The organism is Microbulbifer sp. S227A (assembly GCF_049800935.1).
In genome coordinates, this window is record NZ_JBNAFZ010000001.1 from 290,550 (window position 1) to 315,149 (window position 24,600).

Below are 24,600 nucleotides of genomic sequence, written 5' to 3' on the forward strand. Positions count from 1 at the left end.
ACGGCGTTACCCGTCCGGCCCTGCCGATGTCCTGTCGCGCTGCCCCGCCAGCCGACAGGCGCGGCGTTTTCGCCCGGCACGCCATATCGGCCAACACCGGCTTTTGATTTCTCGTATACTGATACGGCAATTGCACGTGACCGTTTCAGGGAGGAGTTTTCAGATGACAACTTATGCATTTTCCGAGGGCATCGCGGTGATCCGTGATCCCGAAGGTGACGACGTTACCGGCGTCGCGGTGGCCAGCCTCGAACTGGTGATGCCGGATTCCGAAACCACGATGAATTATTCCGTCGATCCGCTGCCCCCCGGTGGCGAGCCGGGCGATGAAACCGTTTCGATCGATCTCGGCCATTACAACATCCGACTGAACGACACGTTGATCGGCGAGGACAGGCCGCTTGATGCCGAGTCGAGCATTTTCGAGGTCGATTGGCAGGACGGGGCCGTGACCCGGACCTCAACCGTTCTGGTGGCCTATATCCCGGACGATCCGATCCTGGGTGGCGGGACGCAGGAGACCGACTTTATCTTTGTGATCGGCGGCGCCCCGCTCCCGACCATCAACACGATCGCCGGTTGGAACAACTTCGAAGCCGGCATAACCGATGTCATGGTGCCCAATTCGGGACCGCTGCGGCCCGGCATCGACATTCCGTTGGCGAGCCTTGGCACAACCATCAGCCAGAATGACGTTATCACCGGCACTGATGACGCCGACAGCTACAGTTCCGGCGCGGGCAAGGACACCGTGCAGGGGCTGGGCGGCGACGATACGCTGAGCGGTGGCGGCGGCAAGGATATCCTGCGCGGGGATGGCGGCAACGACACGCTGCGCGGGCAGTCCGGAAACGACAAGATCTATGGCGGCAACAACAAGGACGAGATCCTCGGCGGGTCCGGGGATGACACGCTGCGGGGCGGCAAGGGCAATGACTCGATCCTTGGCGGTGGCGACGATGACAGGATCTTTGGCGATGCCGGCAAGGACATCATCCGCGGCGAAGGCGGGCATGACCGGTTGCTCGGCGGCACGGGCAATGATCGCATGTGGGGCGATGGCGGCAATGACACGCTGGATGGCGGGGCCGGAAACGACATCATGTATGGCGGCTTTGGCTCGGATACCTTCGTGTTCTCAAGCGGCGATGACCGGATCCGCGATTTCCAGTCCAAGGACAGGATCGACCTGTCGGATGTTGCCTCGATCACCGGGTTCAATGACCTGCGCAACAATCATGCCGAGGATGTCGGCGGCAACCTGGTGATCGATGACGGCGCGGGCAACACCCTGACACTTGTCGGGTTTTCCGAGGCCGAGCTGAGGGCCAACGACTTCATATTCTGACGACCGATGCGTCCGCCAATGGCAACGGCGGGCGATGGCGCTCAGAGCTCGTAAAGCCCCGTGAACTTGCGTTCGAGGTAGTCCAGCAGCGGTGCCTCGGACGGAGCCATGCCGCTGGCATTCCCGATCACCTCGCGCGGGGCATAAAGCCCGCCGTGGCGCTGGACATGGCGGTGCAGCCATCCGGTCGCACCGGACGTATTCCCCGCCGCCAGTTGTTCATCGAGATCGGGAATGGCGACGCGCAAGGCCTGGTACAGGCAGCCGGCATAGACATTGCCCAGCGAGTAGGTCGGGAAATATCCGAACAGGCCCACCGACCAGTGCACATCCTGCAAACAGCCGTTCGAGGGCGTGTCGACCGCATAGCCGAAATCCGCAAGAAACCGGTCATTCCACGCGGCTTCCAGCTCCGAAACCTGCAAATCGCCCGACATCAGCGCCCGTTCGAGATCGAACCGCAGCATGATGTGCAGGTTGTATTGTACCTCGTCCGCCTCGGTGCGGATATATCCGTTCGCAACGCTGTTGACGGCGGCATAAAACGCATCGGCATCGGCAATGCCGAAATCCCCGAAACGCTCCACCATCCGGTCAAACAGCCAGCCGGTGAACGCACGCGAGCGGCCGATCTGGTTTTCATAGATGCGGCTCTGGCTTTCATGCACGCCCATGGACACGCCCCGCCCCAGCGGCGTCAGCGCATAGGCCGTCTCGATCCCCTGCTCATAGGCTGCGTGGCCGACCTCGTGGATGGTCGAATAGATGCAGTTGAACGGGTCGGTTGCGCTGGTGCGGGTGGTGATCCGCACATCCGCACCGCTGCCCGAGCTGAACGGGTGCACCGCCTTGTCGACCCGGCCCCGGTTCAGGTCATAGCCGAACACCTCTGCCAGTTCGCGGCTCAGCGCCATTTGCAGCGCGTCGTCGAACATGCCGCTCACACCCTGCGGTTCGGGCCGCTCAAGGACCGCCGCGCGCAGATCGACCAGCCGCGGGCGCATGGCATCGAACATGGTCGCGATCTGTGCCCCGGTGGTGCCCGGTTCGTAATCGTCCAGCATCGCGTCATAGAGATTGCCGCCATCCGCCAGCGCCGCGCCCTCCTCGCGCTTGAGCGTCACCACCTCGTCCAGAACCGGCAGAAACGCCGCCACATCCTCGTCCGCGCGCGCCGCGGCCCACTTGCCCTGGGCCTCGGATGTCACCCGAGCGAGCCGCGTGGCCAACTCCGCCGGAACCTTGTTCGCCCGCTCATAGGCGCGGCGGATCTCGCGCAGTTGGGCCGCCGCGACGGGACCGTCCGGCTTGGCCGCATTCAGCCATTCGCCCACCTGCGGAGCCGAGCGGCGGGCATGCAGGATGGCCTCGATCGCGCCCATTTCGACACCGCGTTGCTGCGCCGCGCCGGGTGGCATCATGGTTTCCTGGTCCCAGCCCAATCGCCCGGCGACCTGGGCCAGGGCCGAGGTGTCGCGCTGAAAGGCCATCAACGAGTCATATGCCGTCATCTGGATCACCCCCTGACCGATGTTGCAACGGGATAGGCGCTCAGGAACCGCGCCCGCAGGATCAGTGTCCAGACCAGGACCGCGGCGAGCTGATGCAGGATCGCCACCTGCCATGGCGCGCCATAGAGCACCGTGACAATGCCCAGCACGACCTGCAAGGACAGCGCCGCGAACGCCGCGTTGAACGCAAACCGCGTGGCCGCATGGGCACTCTGACGCCCGCGCAGCCAGACCACAATCGCGAACAGGAACAACAGATAGCCCGTGACCCGGTGGATGAATTGCACCAGCCCCGGATTTTCAAAGAAATTGCGCCAGAGCGGTTCGAACAGGAACGGGTTGGGCGGGATCAGCTGCCCGCCCATCAAGGGCCAGTCGGTATAGCTGCGCCCCGCGTCGATCCCCGCGACCAGCGCCCCGATCAGGATTTGCAGAAAGGCAAAATGCAACAGACCTGTGGACAGACCGTAAAGGCGTGCCTCCTTGGCGCGCCGGGCCTGCATCAGCTCGCGGTCCTCGCGCCCGAGCAGGAACACGAACCAGCCGATCACCCCGAGAATGACAAAGGCCAGCCCCAGATGCACCGCCAGACGATAGCTTGCCACGTCGGTCATGCCTTCGCCCTGGGTCACGCCCGAGGCCACCATCCACCAGCCGATCGCGCCCTGCAAACCGCCGAGCGCCCCCACCAGGAACAATCGTCCGGACCAGCCCGCCGGGATCTGTCGCGTGGCCAGAAAACCCAGGAAGCCAACCGCCCAGACCAGCCCGATCACGCGGCCCAATTGCCGGTGCCCCCATTCCCACCAATAGATCGCCTTGAAGTCCGACAGGTCCATCCACTGGTTCTGGACCCGGAATTCATCGATCTGCTTGTACTTGTCGAACTCGGCCTGCCAGTCAGCCTCGGACATCGGCGGCATCGCCCCCGTCACCGGACGCCATTCGGTGATCGACAGCCCGCTATCGGTCAGACGGGTCAGTCCCCCGACAGCGATCATCACCACCACCAGCAGGAACAACAGCATCAGCCACAGCCGCACGCCCCGGCGGGCGCCCTTGCGGCCCTTGTCGATCAATCCGGGCTGCACGGCGGGCCGTGTCGTACCTTTGTCGGATACCTCTTCGAAAATGCTACGTTTTTCGCTCATCTCCGCCTCGCTCGCGATTTGCCCAGACCCTAGGTCGCTCTGCCCCTGCCGTCCAGCGGCATCACCGGCCCCGTTCCTTCCAGCGCACCATCTGTCGCAGGATACCATGCAGCATCTGCACATCCGCCTGGGTCAGCGGCATCCGCGACCAGAGGTTGCGCAGGTTGACCTTCATGCTGTCCGCCTTGGTCTCGGGGAAAAAGAAACCCGCTTCCTGCAGGCGTGTCTCGTAATGCTGCGCCAGCTTCTCGACCTCGATCCCCTGTGCCCAGCCGGATTTCCCCGGCGCGTCGACCTCGGGCGTGACCTGTTCGGTCTGCCGCCGCCATTCATAGGCCACCAACAGCACGCATTGCGCAAGGTTCAGCGACGGGAAATCGGGGTTGACCGGCACCGAGATCAACGCGTTGGCGCGGGCGATGTCGTCATTCTCGAGGCCGGCCCGTTCGGGTCCGAACAGGACCGCCACCTTTTCCCCGGCGGCAATCTTTTCGCGCGCCATCTGCATCGCGCGTTCGGGGCTGACCACCGGCTTGGTCAAATCCCGCGACCGGGCCGTGGTGGCAAAGACAAAGTGACAATCGGCGATCCCCTCCGCCACGTCCCCGCAGAGCTGGGCCTCGTCCAGCAACCGGCCCGCGCCGCTTGCCAGCGCGGTGGCCGCCGGGTTGGGCCAACCGTCGCGCGGCGCGACGATCCGCATCCGGTCCAGACCGAAATTCCACATGGCGCGCGCGGCGGAACCGATGTTCTCGCCCATCTGGGGGCGCACGAGCACAAAGGCGGGCTGCGGTCTGGGGTTTGGCATGAGGCTCTCCGAAAATCCGGTCCCGCCATACTGCCCCCCCCGCCCCGGGGCAAGTCATCCTGCGCGATCTGGGCGGTTTGGCCCCCCGCCGACGTTAACGATTTCATTGCAGGTGCCGTGTTAACACGAGCAGACCGGTGGGCCGCCCTGCGTGACGCGAGGGCGCTCAGATTGAGGAAAGGATGCCAGAATCGCGCCCCAATTGGGCCAGCATTTCACGACACTGTGAAATCAAGGACTCTTTGCGCAGCATCGTGGCGGATGGATCACCGGGCGGAATGACAAGTCAGAAAGCAGGCATCTCGCCCTGAACATGTGAGTGAAACAGTGTTGAAGATTTTGACCCAGGGTCGTGAAACCAAAGCGCATCTGGCGCTTGCCGCCGACCTGCATGACCGCAAGCAATCGGACATGCGCGAGCGCCAGGGACGCCGGCGGTACAATCAATGGGCGCGCGATACCCGCGATCCCGGCCTGGTCGACCGTTTTGCCCGGCTGGATCGCGCCATGGCCCGGCTGGCGGCGGATGATCTTCCGGAACGGTTCCTGGATTGCGCCGCCATGCAGGAATTCATCGGTTTTGTGGATCGCGAAGCCTCGGGCAACTGGAGCGCGGATTACGATACCATGATCGCCGATGCGATATTCTCGGGATTCGTCGCCGAAGCACAGTCGCGCGCCGCTCCCGATGACGCGGACGGCGACAACCAGACCTGACCCGGGGCGATGCCATCCGTTGCGGGCCGGGGCGCTGCACCGGCATCAGCCGCGCGGTACAAGACGCAACCAGATGCCATCCCTGGCCCGCACGGTCAGGTGCGCCACCGGCATCGGCGCGCGCCCGGCCACCGGCTCGACCCGGATATCACGCAACACTGTCGACAGCAGCAGCGGCCCCTCGATCATCGCAAACCCCGCACCGGGACAAACCCGCGCGCCGGCGGAAAACGGCAGATAGGCGCTGCGCTGGCATTGCCGGCCATTCTCGGTATGCCAACGCCCGGGGTCGAACTCGTCGGGACGCTGCCACAGGCGTTCATGGCGATGCAGGTGCCAGGGGCTCATCACGATCTGCGCGCCGCGCGGCACATCGCGATCGCGGAACCGTTCGGGGCATCCGGCCTCGCGCACCATCATCGGCACCGGCGGATAAAGCCGCAGCGCCTCGCGAAACACGTCCCGGCTCAGGCGCAGGCGGTTCATGTCGGAGAACGACCCCGCGCCCCAGCCCCGCGCCTCTGCGGCCACGCGGTCCTGCCAATCGGGCGCAATCGCCAGCAGATAAAGCGCCCAACCCAGGGCCGAGGCGCTGGTTTCATGACCGGCAAGAAAAAAGATTGCAACCTGATCGACCATTTCATCGCCGCTGAATCGGTCGCCGGTATCCGGGTCCACCGTCGTCATGATCTTGGTCGCAAGGTCATCCGGTGCCGTGCCATCCTCGATCTGGCGCATCCGGGCCCGCGTCAATTCGGCAATCAACGCGCGGATCTCCCGCGCGGTCCTGCGCGTATGCCGGTTGAAAAACCGGGGCATCCAACCGGGCAAGGGCACAAAGGCCGCGAGGTTCAGGATCGGCTGGCTGCGCTGGTAGTCGCGAAACAGGTGATACACGCGCGCGGCGGTTTCATGTTCGATCGGGATAGAAAACAGCGTGCGAAAGATGACATCTGCCGCCATGTGGCTTGCCAAGGGTTCAATATCGACCGGTTCCGGCCCCGCCTGCCGCAGGCGTGTCGCGGCAGCCTCGGCGGCGGCCTGCATCGCCGGGAACGTATCGCGCAGCCGCCCGCCTTCGAATGCCGGGTCGATGATCCGCCGCTGCCGCTCCCATGTTTCGCCATTGGTCAGAAAAACCGAACGCCCCAGAAGCGGACGCAAGCCTTCGCTGATCCGTTCGGATTTCGGGAAATCACCGGGCCGTTCACGCAGCACGCGCTGCAACAGGTCGGGCTGATTGATCAGGTATGATTGAAAGAACGGCGTGCGAAACTCGGCCATCCACGCCCGGTAGAGCCGCGCCGGCTGGGCCGACAGGATATCCTTGCGAAACAACCGGGCATACCGCCAGAGCGACACGCGATCCGGGCGCGATGGCGGTTTCGGCGGCATCATGACCGGCCCCTATCGGTGAATTTCGATACGGCGCGTTCGATCCGCGAAGGCGAACCCTGCCGCCCCGCAAACCGCCGCGCCAGCGTTTGTGGCCCGGCGGTAATGCGGAAATAATCATAGTCTCCGGGCTGATCGAAGGCGCAGAGATACTGGAAATGCAACCGGAAGAACCGCCAGCGCAGCACCTTCCAGCGTTGCGGCGACAGGGTTTGCGTGAATGCCGCCGACAGGACCAGGGGCCCGCGCTTGGCAGCGGGCGCGACACCGCTGACCGCAACCGGATCACATAACGCAAAGGCGCAGCCGTCACCGGGGGCCGTGACATCGACCCAGGCAATTTGGTCCTGGGCGGACAGGTCATGCAGATCGGCGCGCAGCCGCTGCGCCTCGGGGAGAAAGGACTGCATCGGAACCACCTGCCCCAGCGACAGGAACCCAAGCGCCGGCCCGTCCGGCGGCAAGCGCCCCGCGCGCAGCAGATCCGCCAGCACCGATACGCCCAGATGCACGCCAGAGGAATGCCCGACCAGCAACACCTCGTCGACATCCTGCCGCATGGCCTCGGCCAGCAGGTCGGTGAACGCCGAGAGCCGCGCCTCGAGCGGTGGCGGATAGGCCCCGTTTCCCCGCGCCGAATAGGCATAGTCATGCATCAGGTAATAGGCATAGAACCGCCCGTCCAGCGCCCGGAACCGTCGCAGCGAGACCACCGCGACCAGAATGCCGGCGGCAATGGCAGCAAGGCGAATCGCAACATTCAGGGTCTCGCCATGTTGCAACGGGCGGATCGCGCCCGCCCCCCACAGCAGGGCCAGACAAACCGCCCAGCCAAGCCCGATGGCAACCCCCAGTTGTAGCAGCAACATGCCCACCGGGTAGAGCGCGGCAATCACCGGCCCCTTGCGCAGCCGCATCAGCCGCCACAACGCCCCCGACGCGATATAGGTCCAAGCCGTTCTCAGCAGGTGACAATAGGTGCCGGGGATCGAGCCCGCCATACTTTGGCGCACGAGATCGGACCAGACCAGCACGCTGAACCGGGTTTCGACCTCGGCACCATCAATGCTGGCATTGACGGTCCAGCCAAACGGACCGCCCCCCGTCGCGGGCGACAGGCGCAGATCATAGCCCGATATCCTGGCCTGTTCGGCACCTTCCTTGCGGTAGAGTTCGCGATATCGGCGCGGATGGATCGGGTCATAGCCGGGCACATAGAACACCTGGCGGCGATAGACCCGCGGCTCTGCCTCGCTGCTCATCTGAACCCTCTTGCCTTTTTGGGCCAGCTTAGCGGCTCTTGCCGGTTTGCGTAAGGGCTCAGCCCAGCGTGGCAAGCGCCGGGAAACGTTCAAGAAGCCAGTAGGAAAAGCTCGAGAACCCTCCGGTCAGCATCAAGAGCCCGATGGTCCACAACAACAGACCCATGACGCGCTCGATCTGTTCCATATGCCGTTTCATCCAGCCCATCAGCCCGCCAAGGCGCGGCAGGAAAGCAGCAACCAGAAGGAACGGGATGCCGAGCCCCGCGGCATAGACCGCCAGCAACGCCGTGCCCCGCGCCACCGACGCCTCGGACGCCGCGAGCGACAGGATCGCGCCCAGTTGCGGACCGATGCAGGGCGTCCAGCCAAAGGCAAAGGCCAGGCCAAGCACATAGGCCCCAAAGGCGCTGCCCCCCCGGTCACCCGCATCGATACGCGCTTCGCGATCCAGGAACCCGATCCGGTAGACCCCGACGAAATGCGCGCCGAAGATCATCACCAGAATGCCCGCGATGGTATTGAACCACCCCTGGTATTGCAGGAACATCGACCCGATCGCCGAGGCCGTGAATCCCAGCAACAGGAACACGGTCGATAGCCCCAGAACAAAGAACAGCGCCGGCAGCAGGGCCCGGTTGCGCGCGGTCGAATCGCTGCCCAGATCCTGCAGGGACACCCCGCTCATATAGGCGAGGTAAGGCGGCACGATGGGCAGAACGCAGGGCGACAGAAAGCTGATGATCCCCGCGCTCAGCGCCACGATCATCGCCGGCAGCAGGGCCGCGTCAAAGATGTCTATTCCGAACATGACATCGCCATAGGACATCGCGCAGACAAGGTCACGGGGGCAAAGGCGTGATCGCGGTCACAACCCTGTGGACAGGATGAAATATCCGCAGTAACTGCCGCCTATGACCGAGATTTCCGACACGCTTGACGCCACCGGGCTGTTATGCCCCCTGCCCGTCCTGAAAGCCCGCAAACGGTTGAAATCCCTGCCTTCCGGCGCGGTGCTCAGGATGCTGGCCGACGATCCCGCCGCCCTGGTGGATGTGCCGCATTTCTGTGCCGAAGCCGGGCACAGGTTGGTTTCACACGAGGATGAGGGGCCGCATCAGGTCTATCTGATCCGCAAGGACGGCTGAGCGGCGCGACGCCAGAACAAGGAAACAGGCGCGTGGGCCTGTTTTCGGACGGTCCCGGTTGGCTTGATTCGCCGCCATCCAAAGCGCGCCCGTATCACGCAACACGTCGCTGCGTGATACGGGTAAGCGGTTTGGCTCAACTTCCCAGCGACCACCAGCCGCGCCGCTTGGGCTTGGCGGGTTCCGCGGGAGCGGTCATTTCCTCGGGTTCGGCGGATTGTTCCGCCGCAACCGGCTCCGGTGCCGCCTCGCTGGGGGCGGGGTCCGCCGCCGTTTCGGCCACGACCGTCTCTTGCGCGGCCTCTGCGGCTACTGGCTCTTCGGCGGCAACGGGTTCCGGAACCTCTTCGGTTGCCGCTGTTTCCTGCGCAGTTTCGGGCGCGACAGGTTCCGGCGCGCCTTCGGACGCGACAGGTTCCGGCGCGCCTTCGGGAGCGACAGGCTCCGACGTGGCTTCTGCGGTCACCGGCGCCTCGCTCGCTGCGGCAGCGTCCGCGACAGGCTCCGCTGCCTTATCGGCAGCATCGACGGGGGCGGCCTCGGCCTCAGCGGCGGCCTTGGACTTGCTCTTGCTGCGGCTCGACCGGGTACGGGTCGGTTTCGGCTTGGGCTTGTCCTCGCTGGCCGGGTCGCTCGCGGCATCGGCATTTGCCTCGGCCGTCTCCGGCTCATCCTTGGACTTGGATTTCGATTTCGACGATTTCGATTTCGACGACTTGCTGCGGCTCGACTTGGAGGCGGATTTGGACTCCTCTTTCCCGGTGTCCTCCCCGCCGTCCTTGCTGTCGTCACCCTTGGCCTCGGAGGCGTCGGCCTGTTCCCCGGACGCGTCGTCCCCGGCCTTGCCGGCGGCATCCTGTGCCTCGTCATCCGCGCCGTTGGAATAGCTGCTCGACTTGCTGCGCCGACGACGCCGGCGGCGCTTGCGCTTGGGCTTGGAGTCGCCTTCTTCCGCCTCGGTCGCCGCTACGTCTTCGACTTCGGCCTCGGCATCGTCATCCGCATCCACCTGATCCATCAGCGACGTGTCCACCGATACCACCTGCGCGGTGGCGGCGGGCACCGAACGGCTCGCGGTCTTGAACTTCTCGATGGCGAAATCCGGGCTGACCAGATGCGGATCACCCTCGATCCGCACCGACAGGCCATAGCGCTGTTCGATCTGCGCCACGTGCTCGCGCTTCTGGTTCATCAGGAAGTTCGCGATGTTCACCGGACATTTGACCAGCACTTCCCGGCTGCGCCGGCGCACGCCCTCTTCCTCGACCTGGCGCAGGATCGACAGCGCCATGTTGTCGTCCGAGCGGATCAATCCGGTGCCATGGCAATGCGGACAGGGCTGTGTGGTCGTTTCGATCATGCCCGGACGCAAACGCTGGCGGCTCATTTCAAGCAGGCCAAACCCCGAGATGCGCCCGACCTGAATTCGTGCGCGATCGGTCTTGAGCTTGTCCTTCAGCCGTTTCTCGACCGCCGCGTTGTTCTTGCGCTCGTCCATGTCGATGAAGTCGATCACGATCAGGCCCGCAAGGTCGCGCAGGCGCAATTGGCGCGCAACTTCCTCGGCAGCTTCAAGGTTGGTCTTGGTCGCGGTTTCCTCGATCGAGCCTTCCTTGGTGGCCCGGCCCGAGTTCACGTCGATCGCCACCAGCGCTTCGGTCACGCCGATCACGATATAGCCGCCCGATTTGAGCTGAACCGTCGGGTTGAACATGCCTGTGAGATAGCTCTCGACCTGATAGCGCGCGAAAAGCGGCATCTGCTCGGTATACTGTTTCACGTTCTTGGCATGGGACGGCATGATCATTTTCATGAAGTCCTTGGCGATGCGATAGCCCCGCTCGCCCTCGACGAACACCTCGTCGATCTCGCGGTTGTAAAGATCGCGGATCGAGCGTTTGATCAGGTCGCCTTCCTCGTAGATCTTGGCCGGCGCGATGGATTTCAGCGTCAATTCGCGGATCTGTTCCCACAGGCGCTTGAGGTAATCGTAATCGCGCTTGATCTCGGTCTTGGTGCGCTTGGCCCCCGCGGTCCGCACGATCAGCCCGGCCCCCTTGGGCACGTCGATTTCCGATGCGATCTCCTTGAGCTTCTTGCGGTCGGCGGCGTTGGTGATCTTGCGGCTGATCCCGCCACCGCGCGCGGTGTTGGGCATCAGAACGCAATAGCGGCCCGCAAGGCTGAGATAGGTGGTCAGCGCAGCCCCCTTGTTGCCGCGCTCTTCCTTGACGACCTGCACCAGCAGAATCTGGCGAACCTTGATGACTTCCTGGATCTTGTACCGCTTGGGGCGGGGTTTGCGCGGCGGGCGGATGTCTTCGGCATCGTCATCGTCGGCGACGGATTCGATGCTGTCATCCTTGGCGGCGGCGTCATTGCCTTTCTTGGCAGCGGGCGCATCATCGGAATCGGTGTCGTCGGATTCGGTGTCATCCGCGTGCCCGGACTCGGAAGGCGCATCGGCCTCTGCGGTGTCATCTGCGGCGTCACCTGCCCCGGTCTCGGCTGACCCGGTCTCACCTGCCGGTTCCTCAACCGGCGTTTCCGCCACGGCCTCCATCGGCGCAGCGCCCTCGGGTGTTTCGACACCGGTCGCATCCGCGGCTTCGTCCTCGGTCAGGTCAATGGTCTCCATGCCATTGATCTCGGACTCGACTTCCTTTGATGCCTTGGCATCATCCGACACCGTCTCGGTTGCCTTGGAGCGCGACCGGGACCGCGACGAGGAAGACGACGACCGGCGGGACCGGCTCGACTTGTTCTCTTCCTCTTCATCGCGTGCCTTCATCGCCTCGGCATAGGCACGCTCTTCCTCCATCAGTGCCTCGCGGTCGGCGACGGGGATCTGGTAATAGTCCGGATGAATCTCGGAAAACGCCAGGAAACCATGCCGGTTTCCGCCGTAATCGACAAAGGCCGCCTGTAGCGACGGCTCGACCCGTGTTACTTTTGCAAGATAGATGTTGCCAGCAAGCTGGCGCTTGTTTTCGGATTCAAAATCGAACTCCTCGACCTTGTTTCCGTCAACCACCACGACGCGGGTCTCTTCCGCGTGGGTGGCATCGATAAGCATTTTCTTTGCCATGTTTCCTTGGTGCACAATCGCATTGGCGCCCGTCCTGGCGGGCGGGCACGCATGGGAGAGTGTCTTGTCAGGGCGATTTCGGACGCGGCGCGGCAAGGTACGGGCCTCAGCCCCCCTGCCTCATGTCTCAATATTAGCGCGCGCGTCATCGCGGTTCTTCTCCGACAGGCCCGGACATCATCCTTGGCCTGCCCATTTTATCCCCGTCCCTCGGCTTTCCGTGGACAGGAAGGTATCTGCCCCCTGCGGGGCACAAGCGGTCTGTTCAGTCAATCGGATCGATATCGCCAACGCCTGAAACAGAAAAACTCTAAATCGGACGGTTAGACGCAGTCATGCGTAACGTCCGTCCGACCAACATAATGGCAGTCAACCGAGAATTACAATGGGATTTCGCCAAGCGAGGTGAAATTCCCTCGGGTCCGCTATCGCTCCGGGCGTCTGGTGGCGCGCCTCAGAGATAGTCCGAACGCTGCAATCCGTATTTCGCCATTTTCTCGTTCAGCGTGCGCCGGGGCAGGCAAAGCTCGTCCATGACCGACGCGATCGATCCCTTGTGGCGGCGCATCGTGTTGTCGATCAGCATGCGCTCGAACGCCTCGACATATTCCTTGAGCGGCTTGCCTTCGGTGGTCATCACCGGCTGCATCTCTTCGTGATCCGACATCAGCAGCGACGCGATCGTACCGCTGCCCCGCCGCGATTGCAGCACCGCACGCTCGGCGATATTGATCAGCTGCCGCACATTGCCCGGCCAGGGCGCCTGCAACAGCTGCGCCGCCTCCTGTGCCGTGACCTTGGGCGCGTCACAGCCATATTCCTCGGCAAACTGCTCGGACAGCCGGGTGAACAGCGACAGGATATCCTCGCCGCGCTGGCGCAAGGGCGGCACGGTGATCCGCAACGCCGCGAGGCGGTAGAACAGGTCGGGCCGCAGCGCGTCTTCGCAGGTCCGCCCCGCCTCTTGCAGGTTGCTGATACAGATAAGCCGGGTTTCCGCCGGGGTCCCCTGCTCGTTTATGACGCTCAGCAGCCGCGCCTGCAGGCTCTCGCTCAGCGCTTCGATATCCTCGAGCACAAGGGTGCCGCCGCGCGCCTCTTCCATCGCCGGGAGTTGCTCATCCTCGGGCAGCATCGGGCCAAAGAGCCGCTTGGCCAGCGCCTCCTCTTCCAGTGCCGCGCAATTGACCAGCACGAATTTCTTGCCCGCCCGGCTGCCCACCGCGTGCAGCGCATGGGCCACCAGGGTCTTGCCGGTGCCGGTCTCGCCATCGATCAGCACGTGACCGTCGGCCTGCCCGAGATCGAGCACGTCTTCCTTCAGGCGCTCCATCACCGGGCTGGCCCCGATCAGCTTGTTCATCAATTGTGTGCCGTCGCTGAGTTCGCGGCGCAGCGCCCGGTTGTCCAGCGTCAGGCGACGCGCACCCGCCGCGCGCTTGGCAAGTTGTGACATGCGGTCGGGATTGAACGGCTTTTCAAGGAAATCAAAGGCCCCGACGCGCATCGCCTCGACCGCCATCGGCACATCGCCATGGCCGGTAATCATGATCACCGGCAGGGCGCTGTCGCTGCCCATCAGCTTTTTCAGGAACTGCATGCCGTCCATGCCCGGCATCTTGATGTCGGAAATCACGATCCCCGGATAATCGGGGCCAAGCACCTTGAGCGCCTCTTCGGCGCTGGCAAAGGTCTCGGTGTCATAGCCCGACAGGGCCAGCCATTGGCTGATCGACTGGCGCATGTCCTGCTCGTCATCCACGATCGCAATCTTCATCGCCTGTGCCATCACTCGTTCCCCGTCATTCCGCCGCCTCGATACCATCTTCGAGGATCGGCAACTGCATCTCGAATACCGCGCCACGCTCGCGGGCGTTGCGGGCAATCAATCGTCCGCCGAGGTCATTCACGATCCCCGACGAAATGGCAAGCCCCAGTCCGACGCCATCGCCGGGCTGCTTGGTAGTGTAAAACGGCTCAAACAACGATTCCAGATCCTCGATGCCGGTGCCGTTGTCGCGCACTGTCAGCGTCGCCGTTTCCCCCGCCGCGAGAATGATCTCGACCTCGGGTTCGGATACCGATTTGGTGGCGTCCAGCGCGTTGCGCAAGAGGTTCACCATCACCTGCTCGATGCGCAGCCGGTCGCCCATGACCCAGACATCCCGATCCGGCAGGATGCGGGTGATCTGCACCTGCCGGTGGCGCAGCTGTGGCTCCATCATCGACAGGGACGACGCCAGCGCATCGCCCATGTTCACAGGTGCAAGCGCGTCCCCTCCCTTGCGGGCATAGGATTTCAGCTGCCGGGTAATCGCCCCCATGCGTTCGATCAGGTCATCGATCCGCCCGAACGATGATATCGCCTCTTCCGGGCGGTTGCGCCGCAGCAGCAGCCGCGCCCCGGCCAGATAGGTTTTCATCGCGGCCAGCGGCTGGTTCAACTCGTGACTGACCGCCGCCGACATTTCGCCAAGCGCGGCCAGCTTGCTCGACTGGGCCAGCGATTGCTCGGTCACCGCAAGGGTCTCCTGCACCCGTTTGCGCTCGGCAATTTCCCGCTGCAACCTGGCATTCAGTGCGCGAAGCTCTGCCGACTCGCGCTGGAACAACGCCATGCGCAGGGCCGTCCGCCGGCTGAGCGCGTAGAACACCAGCGCCAGCAGGATGGCGAATCCCATGATTTCCAGTGCGAGGATGCCGTTCACCCGTTCACGGATCGACGCATAGGTTGTAAACGAGGTCATCCGCCAGCCATAAACGGGCATGCGCAATTCCATCCGCATCACCGCCTCGCCCGCGAGATAGGCCTCGGCCGGCACCGCCGCCCAGTCGGACGTGGCGCGAATGGCCCGTTCGATGGCGCTGTGCGGGGTTTCCCGTTGCAGTGCCTCTTCCTCGCTCAGCCCGCGCCAGCGCGTTTCGGTTGACAGGATGATGGTGCCGGTGCTGTCCGCGACCATCACCGCGTCAGAAATCCCGCCCCAGGCGCGTTCGAATTTCTTCAGGTCCACCTCGACAACGATGACCCCGAGCACGTTGGCCCCGCTTTCGACCCGCCGGGCGTAAAAGAACTGGTAGCCTCCGGTCTCGAGTTCCTTGACCGAAAAGATCGTCGCGTTCGAGCGGATCGCATCGACGAAATAGGATTCGCTTCCCCGCTGCGCCCCGAGCTGATTGCGGTCGGTCGCGGCGACGATACGTCCGTCCAGATCGAGCAACAGCAGCGAGGCCGCGTCGAGATCCTCGACAAACGAGATCAGCCGCTGGGTCGATTGGCTGTAATCGCGCGAATTCAGCGCCCCGATCAGCGTCGGATCCCGCGCCAGCAACTGTGGCATGCTGCGGTTGCCGCGCAACTCGCTGACCAGGTTGCCGCTGTAGAGCGCAAGGCGCAGTTCGGCGCGGTTTCGGGTGCTTTCGGTAAAGCGGTCGGTCATCAGCCGGTTGGTCACCCAGATCGTCGCCGCCGCGATCACCAGCAGCAACACGAGCGCCAGCCGAACCCGCCACCCGATGTTATCGGAGCGGGGCCAGCCGGAGAGTCGTTGGCTTGTCTGGACCGGAAGTTTCATGGCGACAGGCTACGCCTGTCCCGCGCGCCGCTCAAGTCACGCCGGCGTCAATGCGCCCATCAATCCGCGGAACATTGCCACCCCGTCGGTGCCCCCGTGCCCGGCATCGGCGGCGCGCTCGGGATGCGGCATCATGCCCAGCACCCGGCGGTTCTGTGAGAGAATACCGGCAATATCATCCACCGACCCATTCGGGTTGTCACCATAGGTAAAGGCGATGCGGTCCTGCTCGCGCAGGTCGTTGCGGGTGGCCTCATCGGCAAAATAATTGCCGTCGTGATGTGCAATCGGGATACCGACCACATCGCCGGCATTATAGGCCGTGGTAAAGGCGCTGTTGCTGGTTTCCACTTTCAGATCAACGGTTTTGCAGATGTATTTCAACCCGGCATTGCGCAGCAGCGCGCCCGGCAGAATGCCGGTCTCGGTCAGCACCTGAAAGCCGTTGCACACGCCGATCGCGTAACCGCCGCGATCCGCATGGGCCTTGACCGCCTGGCAGATCGGCGATTGTGCCGCAATCGCGCCACAGCGCAGGTAGTCGCCATAGGAAAACCCGCCCGGAACGCCGACGATGTCGACCCCCTCCGGCAGCGCGGTTTCCTTGTGCCAGACCATCGTCACCTCGGCCCCCGCCTCGCGAAAGGCCACGGCAAGGTCGCGGTCACAGTTTGAGCCGGGGAAAACGACGACGGCGGCGCGCATCAGGACATCTCCACCGTGTAGGATTCGATCACCGTGTTCGCCAGCAGCTTTTCGCACATGGCGGTGACGTCGGCTTCGCTGGTGCCGTCTTCGAGGTCGAGCTCGATCACCTTGCCCTGCCGCACGCCGGCGACCCCCTGAAAGCCCATGGTCCCAAGCGCATGGCGCACCGCCTCGCCCTGCGGGTCCAGAACTCCGTTCTTCAGCATCACATGCACACGTGCCTTCATGATGTCGTCCTTTGTGCTTGGCGCGCGGTCCAACCCGCGCAGATGTCTCAGTTGATCAGCGTCGGCTTGGTGACGGGGCCGGAATTCTTGGGCATCACGCCCAGACGGCGCGCCACTTCGGAATAGGCATCGGTCAGGCTGCCCAGGTCCCGGCGGAACACGTCCTTGTCAAGCTTCTGCCCGGTTTCGATATCCCACAGGCGGCAGCTGTCGGGGCTGATCTCGTCGGCAATCACCAGGCGCTGGAAGTCGCCGTCGTAAACCCGGCCGATCTCGATCTTGAAATCCACCAGCCGGATCCCGACCGCCAGCATCACGCCCGACAGGAAATCGTTCACCCGCAGCGCAAGGCTCAGGATGTCGTCCATGTCCTGCTGGCTGGCCCAGCCGAAGGCGGCGATATGCTCTTCCGTGACCAGCGGGTCGCCCAGCCCGTCATCCTTGTAGCAATATTCGACGATGGGGCGCGGCAACTGCGTGCCCTCTTCGATACCCAGCCGGCTTGACATCGTCCCGGCAGCAAAGTTGCGCACAATGACCTCGAGCGGTACGATCTCGCAGCTGCGCACCAGTTGCTCGCGCATGTTCAGGCGGCGAATGAAGTGAGTCGGCACGCCGATCGTGTTCAGCCCGGTCATGAAAAACTCGCTGAGCCGGTTGTTCAGAACGCCCTTGCCGTCGATCACGTCCTTTTTCTGGGCATTGAACGCTGTGGCGTCGTCCTTGAAATACTGGACGATGGTTCCGGGTTCCGGGCCTTCATAGAGAATCTTGGCCTTGCCTTCGTAGATCTTCTTGCGACGCGCCATAAGCAGCCTTTCGGGAATATCCGGCCCGGACTCAGTATCGGACCCTCAGCGCCGCTATAGTGCAAGGGCCGCAGTGTCGCAAGCGGCGCACCGCCTCTTGCGCAGGCGCGCGCGTGACTGCATATCAATCTGGACAGATGAAACCGGAGGGGTCCGACACATGTCCACATTCGATGATCGCGAACGCGCCTTTGAAAACAAGTTCGCCCATGACGAGGAAATGCAGTTCAAGGCGGTGGCGCGACGCAACCGGCTGACCGGCCTGTGGGCCGCCGAATTGCTCGGCAAGTCCGGCGAAGAGGCCGAAGCCTATGCCAAGACCGTCGTAATCGCCGATTTCGAGGAAGCCGGACATGAGGACGTGGTGCGCAAACTGGCCGCCGACCTTGGGGACAAGGCCGATGCCGACGCCATCCGCGCCAAGATGGACGAGTTGATGCCCATCGCCAAAGACCAGGTGATGCAGGAAACCGACTAGGGCCATTGTCTGCCGGCGGCTGGCCTGCCGGCAGACATGACCGACGCCCTGCGACCCCCCGGCGGACAGGCCGCGCCGTTGCCGGGCCGTCCGCCGGGGTTCGTCCATTCATAATCAAGATGAGAGTTTCCGGTTTGCCAGCGCCGCACCGGATATGCGATACGCGGGCATTACGCGCGCGCACTTGCAACCCAGGACTGCCCCATGACCGACAAACTGCAATCCATGCTCGACAGCCATGACGTGCTCTTGGCCGATGGGGCAACCGGAACCAACCTGTTCAACATGGGGCTGATGTCGGGCGAGGCGCCAGAGCTTTGGAACGTCGATCAGCCAAAGAAGATCACCGCGCTGTATCAAGGGGCGGTCGATGCCGGCAGCGACCTGTTCCTGACCAACACCTTTGGCGGCACCGCCGCCCGGCTCAAGCTGCATGACGCGCAGAAGCGGGTGCGTGAATTGTCGCGCGTCGGTGCCGAGCTGGGCCGTGACGTGGCGGACAAGGCCGAACGCCCGGTGATTGTTGCCGGGTCGGTCGGCCCCACCGGCGAGATCATGGAACCGGTCGGCACGCTCAGCCACGCGCTGGCAGTCGAGATGTTTCATGAACAGGCCGACGGGCTCAGAGAGGGCGGCGTCGATGTGCTCTGGCTGGAAACGATATCTGCCCCCGAAGAATACCGCGCCGCCGCCGAGGCCTTTGCGCTGGCGGGTCTGCCGTGGTGCGGCACGATGAGTTTCGATACCGCGGGGCGTACCATGATGGGCGTGACCTCGGCGGATATGGTGGCCATGGTCGACGGGCTCGACAATGGGCCGATCGGGTTCGGCGCGAATTGCGGCACTGGCGCGTCCGACCTGCTGCGCACCGTGCTCGGCTTTGTCGCGCAGGGCACCGAGCGCCCGATCATCGCCAAGGGCAATGCCGGCATTCCCAAATACGTGGACGGGCATATCCATTACGACGGGACCCCCGAGCTGATGGGGGATTACGCGGTGATGGCCCGTGATTGCGGCGCGCGGATCATTGGCGGCTGCTGTGGCACGATGCCGGATCACCTGCGCCACATGCGCGAGGCCCTGGATACACGCCCGCGGGGCGAGGCCCCGACGCTGGACCAGATCACCGCCGTTCTTGGCGCGTTCTCCTCGGCCAGCGATGGCACTGGGGATGAAGCGCCCAAACCCCGCGCGCGTCGCGGCCGCCGCCGTGCGTAATGTATTACGGCCGCCGCCGCGCATAATATAACACGACCGCCCCGCGCGTAAGCGCGTTCGGCCAGCGCCGGGCAAGGGTTCGGATCGGCAGGCCCGGCGTCTGGGGATGACGACGGATGCGCCTATGCCAGTGGTCTGCGGGCGATAAAGTCAATCAGCGCGGATTGCCCCGCATGGCCGCTACCCTCTTGCAGTTCGGCATCATAATCGGCGGAGCGAATCACCTGGAACCCGGCAAATGCCGCGCGCAGCATCGGTTCGGTATACATGTGCTCTTCCCGGCCCGGTCCGCCGGTTCCGTAGGCGACCTGACGCGGGGCATAGCCGTGCAGCATCAACAGTCCGCCCGGCGCAATCGCCTGTGTCATCCAGCCAAACATCCTGTCCCGCAGCGCGGGGGGCGCAAATTGAACGAAAATCGCAATCACCGCGTCAAAGCGTTGCGACCAGTCCCAATCCTCGATGCCGGATTGATGACAGGCGACGCTCACACCGTTTGCCCGCGCCAGGCCACGTGCCTTTTCGACCGCGACGCCCGAGGCATCAAAGGCCGTGACACGATGCCCCTGAGCGGCCAGCCACACCGAATTGCGCCCCTCGCCATCGGCCACGCAGAGGATATTCGACGCCGCGCCAAGGTGATGCGCGTTCTGTGTCAGAAATCCGGACGGTTCGGTGCCAAACCGGAACCCGGCACCGGAATACCGCGAATCCCAATAGGCCCCGCCCCACATGTTGCTGTCTGTCGTCATCGCGTGTTCCTCTCTGGGTCCGGACAGGTTTCAGAACAGGGATAGCTGATCCCCTGCCCGGTCCGGAAGCCGAAACAGATCACATCGCAACTTTGCGGTCGGCCTGTCCAGACCCAACCGCCGCGCGGCGGCGTTGAACCGCTGCGCCACCATCTCGGCATAGGTGCCTTCGCCGCGCATGCGCCGCCCCCAGCGGGCATCATAGGCCTTGCCACCATGCATTTCGCGCAGGCGCGCCATGATCTTGCCCGCCCGCCCCGGCTCGTATGCCGCGAGCCAGTCCTGCCACAGCTCGGACACTTCCATCGGCAGGCGCAGCATGATCCAGCTCGCCGCATCGGCCCCCGCATCGCGCCCGGCCTGGAGCAATGCCTCGATTTCATGATCGGTCAGCCCCGGCACGATGGGCGAGGTCATGACCCGCACCGGGATGCCCGCCCCGGTCAGCCGGGCAATGGCCTGCAAGCGGCGGCGGGGCGACGGGGCGCGCGGTTCCATGCGACGGCTCAGCCCCGCGTCCAGCGTGGTCAGCGAAATTCCGACCCGCACCAACCCCTGTTCCGCCATCGGGGCGAGGATGTCGATGTCGCGCTCGATCATTGCCCCCTTGGTGACGATCGCCACGGGATGCCGGAACGCCGCCAGTACCTCGAGACAATCGCGCATGATCCCATGCGCGCGCTCAACCGGTTGATAGGGGTCGGTATTGGTGCCGATGGCAATCGGCGCAACCCGGTATCGCGGCGCGCGCAGCTCGCGTTCGAGTACCCGCGCCGCATCCGGTTTGGCCACCAGCCGGGTTTCGAAATCCAGCCCCGGCGACAGGCCCAGATAGGCATGTGTCGGCCGGGCAAAACAATAGACGCACCCGTGTTCACACCCACGATAGGGATTGATCGAACGATCAAAGGGCAGATCAGGTGATTTGTTCCAGGCGATGATCCTGCGCGGCTGCTCGGTCGTCACCTCGGTGCGCAGCACCGGCACGTCATCCCCCGCATCCCAGCCATCATCCACCTCTTGCCGGGCCAGGTCATAGCGACCGCTGGCATTGCCAAGCGCCCCGCGCCCGCGCGCCTGTTGCAACCGGTTTCCAGCATGTTCTCCCATGACCCCGAAATAGAACATTACGCGAACATTAACAAGATCCACATGATCTTGATGGCTAATCTTCGCTATCGACCCAGCGGAATCGGCAACAGAAGTCGGTTGCAGGGCCGCCGATGTCGCAATTAATCGAGTCCGCCTGCGACCAAATGGCAATAACGAAGCAATAGGGCCACGGGGACCCTCCCCCAGCAAGGAATTGTGCGCATGTCGGAAGAAGATGACATCATCCTGTCGGAACTGGACGACGAAGAGCTTGTCCAGCAAATGTTTGACGACCTGTATGACGGTCTCCGCGAAGAGATCGAAGAAGGTGTCAACATCCTGCTTGAACGCAACTGGGAACCTTACAAGATCCTGACCGAGGCGCTGGTCGGTGGCATGACCATCGTTGGGGCGGATTTCCGGGATGGTATCCTGTTCGTTCCCGAAGTGCTGCTTGCCGCGAACGCGATGAAGGGCGGCATGGCCATCCTCAAGCCGCTGCTGGCGGAAACCGGTGCGCCGCGCGTCGGCAAGATGGTGATCGGCACCGTCAAGGGCGACATTCACGACATCGGCAAGAACCTCGTCGGCATGATGATGGAAGGCGCCGGGTTCGAGATCGTCGACCTGGGCATCAACAATCCGGTGGAGAACTATCTCGAGGCGCTGGAGCGCGAGGACGCCGATATCCTGGGCATGTCCGCGCTTCTGACGACGACGATGCCCTATATGAAAGTGGTGATCGACACGCTTGTTGAACAGGGCAAGCGCGAGGATTACATCGTTCTGGTGGGCGGTGCGCCGCTGAACGAAGAATTCAGCAAGGCCATCGGGGCCGACGCCTATTGCCGTGATGCCGCTGTGGCGGTGGAAACCGCCAAGGACTGGATCGGGCGCAAGCACAACCGTCTGAGCGCCTGACCGGGCCACGCCCGGAAAAACACCGGCCCGCCCCGTGGCGGGCCATTTTCGTCAGGAAACGCGATGGATCAGATCAGCGACCGCACCCTGACCGACTCCGGCCTGCCCGCATCGGGCAGCGGGCGCATCCTGTTGATCGCCTGCGGGGCGCTGGCGCGCGAGATCCTCGATCTGAAATCCCGCAACCGCTGGGACCATCTTGACCTGACCTGCCTGCCGGCCAAGCTGCACCTTTACCCGGAGAAAATCACCCAAGCGGTGACCGATGCGGTGACCAGGCATCGTGGCGCGTATGACGACATTTTCGTGGTCTACGCGGATTGCGGCACCGGCGGGCTGCTCGAGGCGCGCTGCGACGCGCTCGGCGTGCAGATGGTCAAGGGGCCGCATTGCTATTCCTTCTTCGAAGGCAACGCTGCCTTTCTCGCCCGCAGCGCGGATGAGATCAGCGCCTTTTACCTCACCGATTTCCTGGTGCGCCAGTTCGACGCCTTTGTCTGGAAACCCATGGGGCTGGACCGGCACCCGGAGCTGCGCGACATGATCTTTGGCAACTATACCAAGCTGGTCTACCAGGCCCAGACCGACGACCCGGAGCTGCGCGCCAAGGCCGAGGACTGCGCCGCGCGGCTGGGGCTGGCCTATGAATACCGCGCCACGGGATACGGGGATCTCGAGACCACGCTGACCACCTGGGCGACCCCACAGGCTCGACAATTGCCGGGCTGAACGATAGCGGTTGACACGGTGCAAACAAGGCGGGCGGCAACCGGTGCCCTGGCGACATCTTATCCCTCTTGGCGCGGCTCTGGTGTTTCTCGCGCTGACCGCCTGTACCGGCGCGACCAGCGGACCGGCCGACGATCCCCGTGGCCTGACCCGCGCGATCCTTGCCCTTGGTCCGGATGTCGACCCTGACGAAGCGCGGCGCGCGGCAATGATTGCCTATTCCCATTCGCGCGAACTGGCGATTGCTTATGAAATCACCGATCCGCCGCTGGTGCATAACACCAAGGTCAACATGGGGCTGAAACCGCGCGGGCTGTGCTGGCACTGGGCCGAAGACATGCAGACCCGGCTGCTCTCCGAGAGTTTCAGAACGCTGGACATTCACCGCGCCATCGCCAATGCCGACAACCCGCTGCGCATCGACCATTCAACCGCCTTGATCAGCGCCCGTGACCGGCCCATGCAAAGCGGCATCGTGCTCGATCCCTGGCGGAACGGGGGTCGCTTGTTCTGGGCGCGGGTGGCCGATGACCGGCGTTATGACTGGCAACCGCAAAACGCGGTTCTGGCCCGCAAATACGGGGTGACACCGCGCGCGAACTGACCGGATCAGGCCGCCTCTGCCGCGACCTTGCGGATGCGTTCGATCATCGCCCGCAGCCCGTTCGAGCGCTGCGCCGAAAGGTGATCGTTCAACCCCAACCGCGCCAGCTCGGCGCGCGCATCCACCCCCGGCACATCGGCCACCGGCAAATCGTTGTAGAGCGCCCGCAGCACTGCGATCAGGCCGCGCACGATCATCGCGTCGCTTTCGCCGTCAAAGCGGAACATGCCGCGCTCGATGACCGGGTGCAGCCAGACCTGGCTGGCACAGCCATCGACCTTGGTGGCAGGCACCTTGAGCGCATCAGGCAGCGGTTCCATCGCCTTGCCCTGATCGATCACATAGCGATAGCGGTCTTCCCAGTCTTCCAGGAATTCGAAATCATCGACAATGTCTTCAAAGGCGGGGCTGGCCATTTCTCGGCTCCTCAGAACTGCGTGCCGTCGAGGTATGCCGCGACACCGGTGCTGTCCACCCCCGCCTTGAACCTTTTCTTCGGCGGCGCGATGCGATAACCCGATGCAAGACAACACAAACGGCGCATCACATGACAAAGACCCTCACAGTCCTTCTTGCTGCCAGCCTGATCCTGTCAGGTTGCGGCTGGCGCAGCTGGTTCGGCGGTCGTGACACGCCGCCCAGTGGCGATCTCGCGGCGATCGAAGCCACCAATCCGCTGATTCCCGCCGAACGGGTCAGCGTGTTCAGCCGCCCCGAGGCCGAAGACACCACCGTGCTGATCGCACAGGTCACCAAGCTGCAAATCGACCAGACGCCGACAGGGGCGATCATCCTGGCCGAGGGCATCGCGAGCCGGCAGGGCGCATTTGACGCCTCCCTCACTCCGTCAGGCGGTACGCTGACCCCCGACCAGGACGGCGTCCTGCGCCTGGATTTCCGCGTCGCCTATCCGGCCTACGATACCAACATCGGGCCAGAGCAATCCCGCAAGGTCACCGACGGGCTTGCCCTGACCCGCCAGCAACTGGCGGGGATCGACCAGGTGATCGTCACGGGCGCGCAGAACGCGATGCAATCGCGCCGCCGCTGACCGGTCGC

General features: G+C 63.9%; 24 protein-coding genes. 9 read left to right on the top strand and 15 right to left on the bottom strand.

Features of this window, described 5'->3' with window-relative positions; genetic code table 11:
* Positions 1-163 precede the first annotated feature (163 nt).
* Complete coding sequence (locus tag ACP15R_RS01425; protein WP_424984582.1) at positions 164-1,348, top strand: calcium-binding protein; 1,185 nt, start codon at positions 164-166, stop codon at positions 1,346-1,348.
* 41 nt (positions 1,349-1,389) lie between these two features.
* Here the strand turns inward: ACP15R_RS01425 and ACP15R_RS01430 are convergent, their stop codons facing one another.
* The 3 genes from ACP15R_RS01430 to ACP15R_RS01440 all read right to left on the bottom strand — a co-directional run bounded on the left by ACP15R_RS01430 (position 1,390) and on the right by ACP15R_RS01440 (position 4,818).
* Positions 1,390-2,859 (bottom strand): carboxypeptidase M32, encoded by a 1,470-nt coding sequence (locus ACP15R_RS01430; RefSeq protein ID WP_424984583.1) that lies wholly within the window; start codon positions 2,857-2,859, stop codon positions 1,390-1,392.
* 5 nt (positions 2,860-2,864) lie between these two features.
* The gene (gene ctaA, locus ACP15R_RS01435) at positions 2,865-4,010 is read right to left on the bottom strand and encodes a heme A synthase (protein ID WP_424984584.1); all 1,146 of its coding nucleotides are present in this window, start codon (positions 4,008-4,010) and stop codon (positions 2,865-2,867) included.
* A gap of 61 nt (positions 4,011-4,071) precedes the next feature.
* Entirely contained in the window at positions 4,072-4,818 is a 747-nt protein-coding gene (locus ACP15R_RS01440) for an RNA methyltransferase (RefSeq protein WP_424984585.1), read from the bottom strand.
* A gap of 330 nt (positions 4,819-5,148) precedes the next feature.
* Between ACP15R_RS01440 and ACP15R_RS01445 the strand changes: the two genes are divergently transcribed.
* Positions 5,149-5,535, top strand: coding sequence for a hypothetical protein (locus ACP15R_RS01445; protein ID WP_424984586.1), 387 nt, complete (start codon positions 5,149-5,151; stop codon positions 5,533-5,535).
* 45 nt (positions 5,536-5,580) lie between these two features.
* Here the strand turns inward: ACP15R_RS01445 and ACP15R_RS01450 are convergent, their stop codons facing one another.
* From ACP15R_RS01450 to ACP15R_RS01460, 3 genes are read right to left on the bottom strand one after another with little or no spacing between them, the layout of a single operon-like run.
* Complete coding sequence (locus ACP15R_RS01450) at positions 5,581-6,933, bottom strand: cytochrome P450 (RefSeq protein ID WP_424984587.1); 1,353 nt, start codon at positions 6,931-6,933, stop codon at positions 5,581-5,583.
* Positions 6,930-8,192, bottom strand: a complete 1,263-nt coding sequence (locus tag ACP15R_RS01455; protein ID WP_424984588.1) for a hypothetical protein — start codon at positions 8,190-8,192, stop codon at positions 6,930-6,932. The genes ACP15R_RS01450 and ACP15R_RS01455 overlap by 4 nt, the downstream gene beginning before the upstream one ends.
* 58 nt (positions 8,193-8,250) lie before the next feature.
* Positions 8,251-9,003: a cytochrome c biogenesis CcdA family protein gene (locus tag ACP15R_RS01460; RefSeq protein WP_424984589.1), complete on the bottom strand. Its 753-nt coding sequence runs from the start codon at positions 9,001-9,003 to the stop codon at positions 8,251-8,253.
* 103 nt (positions 9,004-9,106) lie between these two features.
* On the opposite strand from ACP15R_RS01460, the gene ACP15R_RS01465 reads away from it, so the two are divergent.
* The gene (locus ACP15R_RS01465) at positions 9,107-9,340 is read left to right on the top strand and encodes a sulfurtransferase TusA family protein (RefSeq protein ID WP_424984590.1); all 234 of its coding nucleotides are present in this window, start codon (positions 9,107-9,109) and stop codon (positions 9,338-9,340) included.
* Between the two features lie 136 nt (positions 9,341-9,476).
* Here ACP15R_RS01465 and ACP15R_RS01470 read toward each other — a convergent pair whose 3' ends face one another.
* From ACP15R_RS01470 to purC, 6 genes are all read right to left on the bottom strand, one after another.
* On the bottom strand, positions 9,477-12,428 hold the full coding sequence (locus tag ACP15R_RS01470; RefSeq protein WP_424984591.1) for an Rne/Rng family ribonuclease: 2,952 nt from the start codon (positions 12,426-12,428) through the stop codon (positions 9,477-9,479).
* A 454-nt stretch (positions 12,429-12,882) separates the two neighbouring features.
* Complete coding sequence (locus ACP15R_RS01475; RefSeq protein ID WP_424984592.1) at positions 12,883-14,217, bottom strand: sigma-54-dependent transcriptional regulator; 1,335 nt, start codon at positions 14,215-14,217, stop codon at positions 12,883-12,885.
* 13 nt (positions 14,218-14,230) lie between these two features.
* Positions 14,231-16,003, bottom strand: a complete 1,773-nt coding sequence (locus tag ACP15R_RS01480) for a sensor histidine kinase (protein ID WP_424984593.1) — start codon at positions 16,001-16,003, stop codon at positions 14,231-14,233.
* Positions 16,004-16,039: 36 nt separating this feature from the next.
* A complete protein-coding gene (purQ, locus tag ACP15R_RS01485; protein WP_424984594.1) occupies positions 16,040-16,708 on the bottom strand; it encodes a phosphoribosylformylglycinamidine synthase subunit PurQ in 669 nt (222 codons plus the stop codon).
* Positions 16,708-16,938 (bottom strand): phosphoribosylformylglycinamidine synthase subunit PurS, encoded by a 231-nt coding sequence (gene purS, locus ACP15R_RS01490; RefSeq protein ID WP_424984595.1) that lies wholly within the window; start codon positions 16,936-16,938, stop codon positions 16,708-16,710. The genes purQ and purS overlap by 1 nt, the downstream gene beginning before the upstream one ends.
* A gap of 47 nt (positions 16,939-16,985) precedes the next feature.
* A complete protein-coding gene (gene purC, locus ACP15R_RS01495; RefSeq protein WP_424984596.1) occupies positions 16,986-17,747 on the bottom strand; it encodes a phosphoribosylaminoimidazolesuccinocarboxamide synthase in 762 nt (253 codons plus the stop codon).
* Positions 17,748-17,907: 160 nt separating this feature from the next.
* Between purC and ACP15R_RS01500 the strand changes: the two genes are divergently transcribed.
* Both ACP15R_RS01500 and bmt read left to right on the top strand, forming a co-directional pair.
* A complete protein-coding gene (locus tag ACP15R_RS01500; RefSeq protein WP_424984597.1) occupies positions 17,908-18,225 on the top strand; it encodes a DUF1476 domain-containing protein in 318 nt (105 codons plus the stop codon).
* A gap of 204 nt (positions 18,226-18,429) precedes the next feature.
* Entirely contained in the window at positions 18,430-19,443 is a 1,014-nt protein-coding gene (gene bmt, locus ACP15R_RS01505; protein ID WP_424984598.1) for a betaine--homocysteine S-methyltransferase, read from the top strand.
* Between the two features lie 122 nt (positions 19,444-19,565).
* Here bmt and ACP15R_RS01510 read toward each other — a convergent pair whose 3' ends face one another.
* Positions 19,566-20,195 carry a class I SAM-dependent methyltransferase gene (locus ACP15R_RS01510; protein WP_424984599.1) on the bottom strand — a complete coding sequence of 210 codons (630 nt, stop codon included), beginning with the start codon at positions 20,193-20,195 and terminating at the stop codon, positions 19,566-19,568.
* A 30-nt stretch (positions 20,196-20,225) separates the two neighbouring features.
* Positions 20,226-21,305, bottom strand: a complete 1,080-nt coding sequence (locus tag ACP15R_RS01515) for a PA0069 family radical SAM protein (protein WP_424984600.1) — start codon at positions 21,303-21,305, stop codon at positions 20,226-20,228.
* A 204-nt stretch (positions 21,306-21,509) separates the two neighbouring features.
* On the opposite strand from ACP15R_RS01515, the gene ACP15R_RS01520 reads away from it, so the two are divergent.
* The 3 genes from ACP15R_RS01520 (at position 21,510) to ACP15R_RS01530 (ending at position 23,541) form a co-directional block, all read left to right on the top strand.
* Complete coding sequence (locus ACP15R_RS01520) at positions 21,510-22,208, top strand: corrinoid protein (RefSeq protein ID WP_369956340.1); 699 nt, start codon at positions 21,510-21,512, stop codon at positions 22,206-22,208.
* 63 nt (positions 22,209-22,271) lie between these two features.
* Positions 22,272-22,937, top strand: a complete 666-nt coding sequence (locus ACP15R_RS01525; protein WP_424984601.1) for a DUF1638 domain-containing protein — start codon at positions 22,272-22,274, stop codon at positions 22,935-22,937.
* A 43-nt stretch (positions 22,938-22,980) separates the two neighbouring features.
* Positions 22,981-23,541: a hypothetical protein gene (locus tag ACP15R_RS01530; protein WP_424984602.1), complete on the top strand. Its 561-nt coding sequence runs from the start codon at positions 22,981-22,983 to the stop codon at positions 23,539-23,541.
* Between the two features lie 5 nt (positions 23,542-23,546).
* Here the strand turns inward: ACP15R_RS01530 and ACP15R_RS01535 are convergent, their stop codons facing one another.
* Complete coding sequence (locus ACP15R_RS01535) at positions 23,547-23,957, bottom strand: SufE family protein (protein WP_424984603.1); 411 nt, start codon at positions 23,955-23,957, stop codon at positions 23,547-23,549.
* A 131-nt stretch (positions 23,958-24,088) separates the two neighbouring features.
* Between ACP15R_RS01535 and ACP15R_RS01540 the strand changes: the two genes are divergently transcribed.
* A complete protein-coding gene (locus ACP15R_RS01540) occupies positions 24,089-24,592 on the top strand; it encodes a hypothetical protein (RefSeq protein WP_424984604.1) in 504 nt (167 codons plus the stop codon).
* The last annotated feature ends 8 nt before the right edge of the window (positions 24,593-24,600 follow it).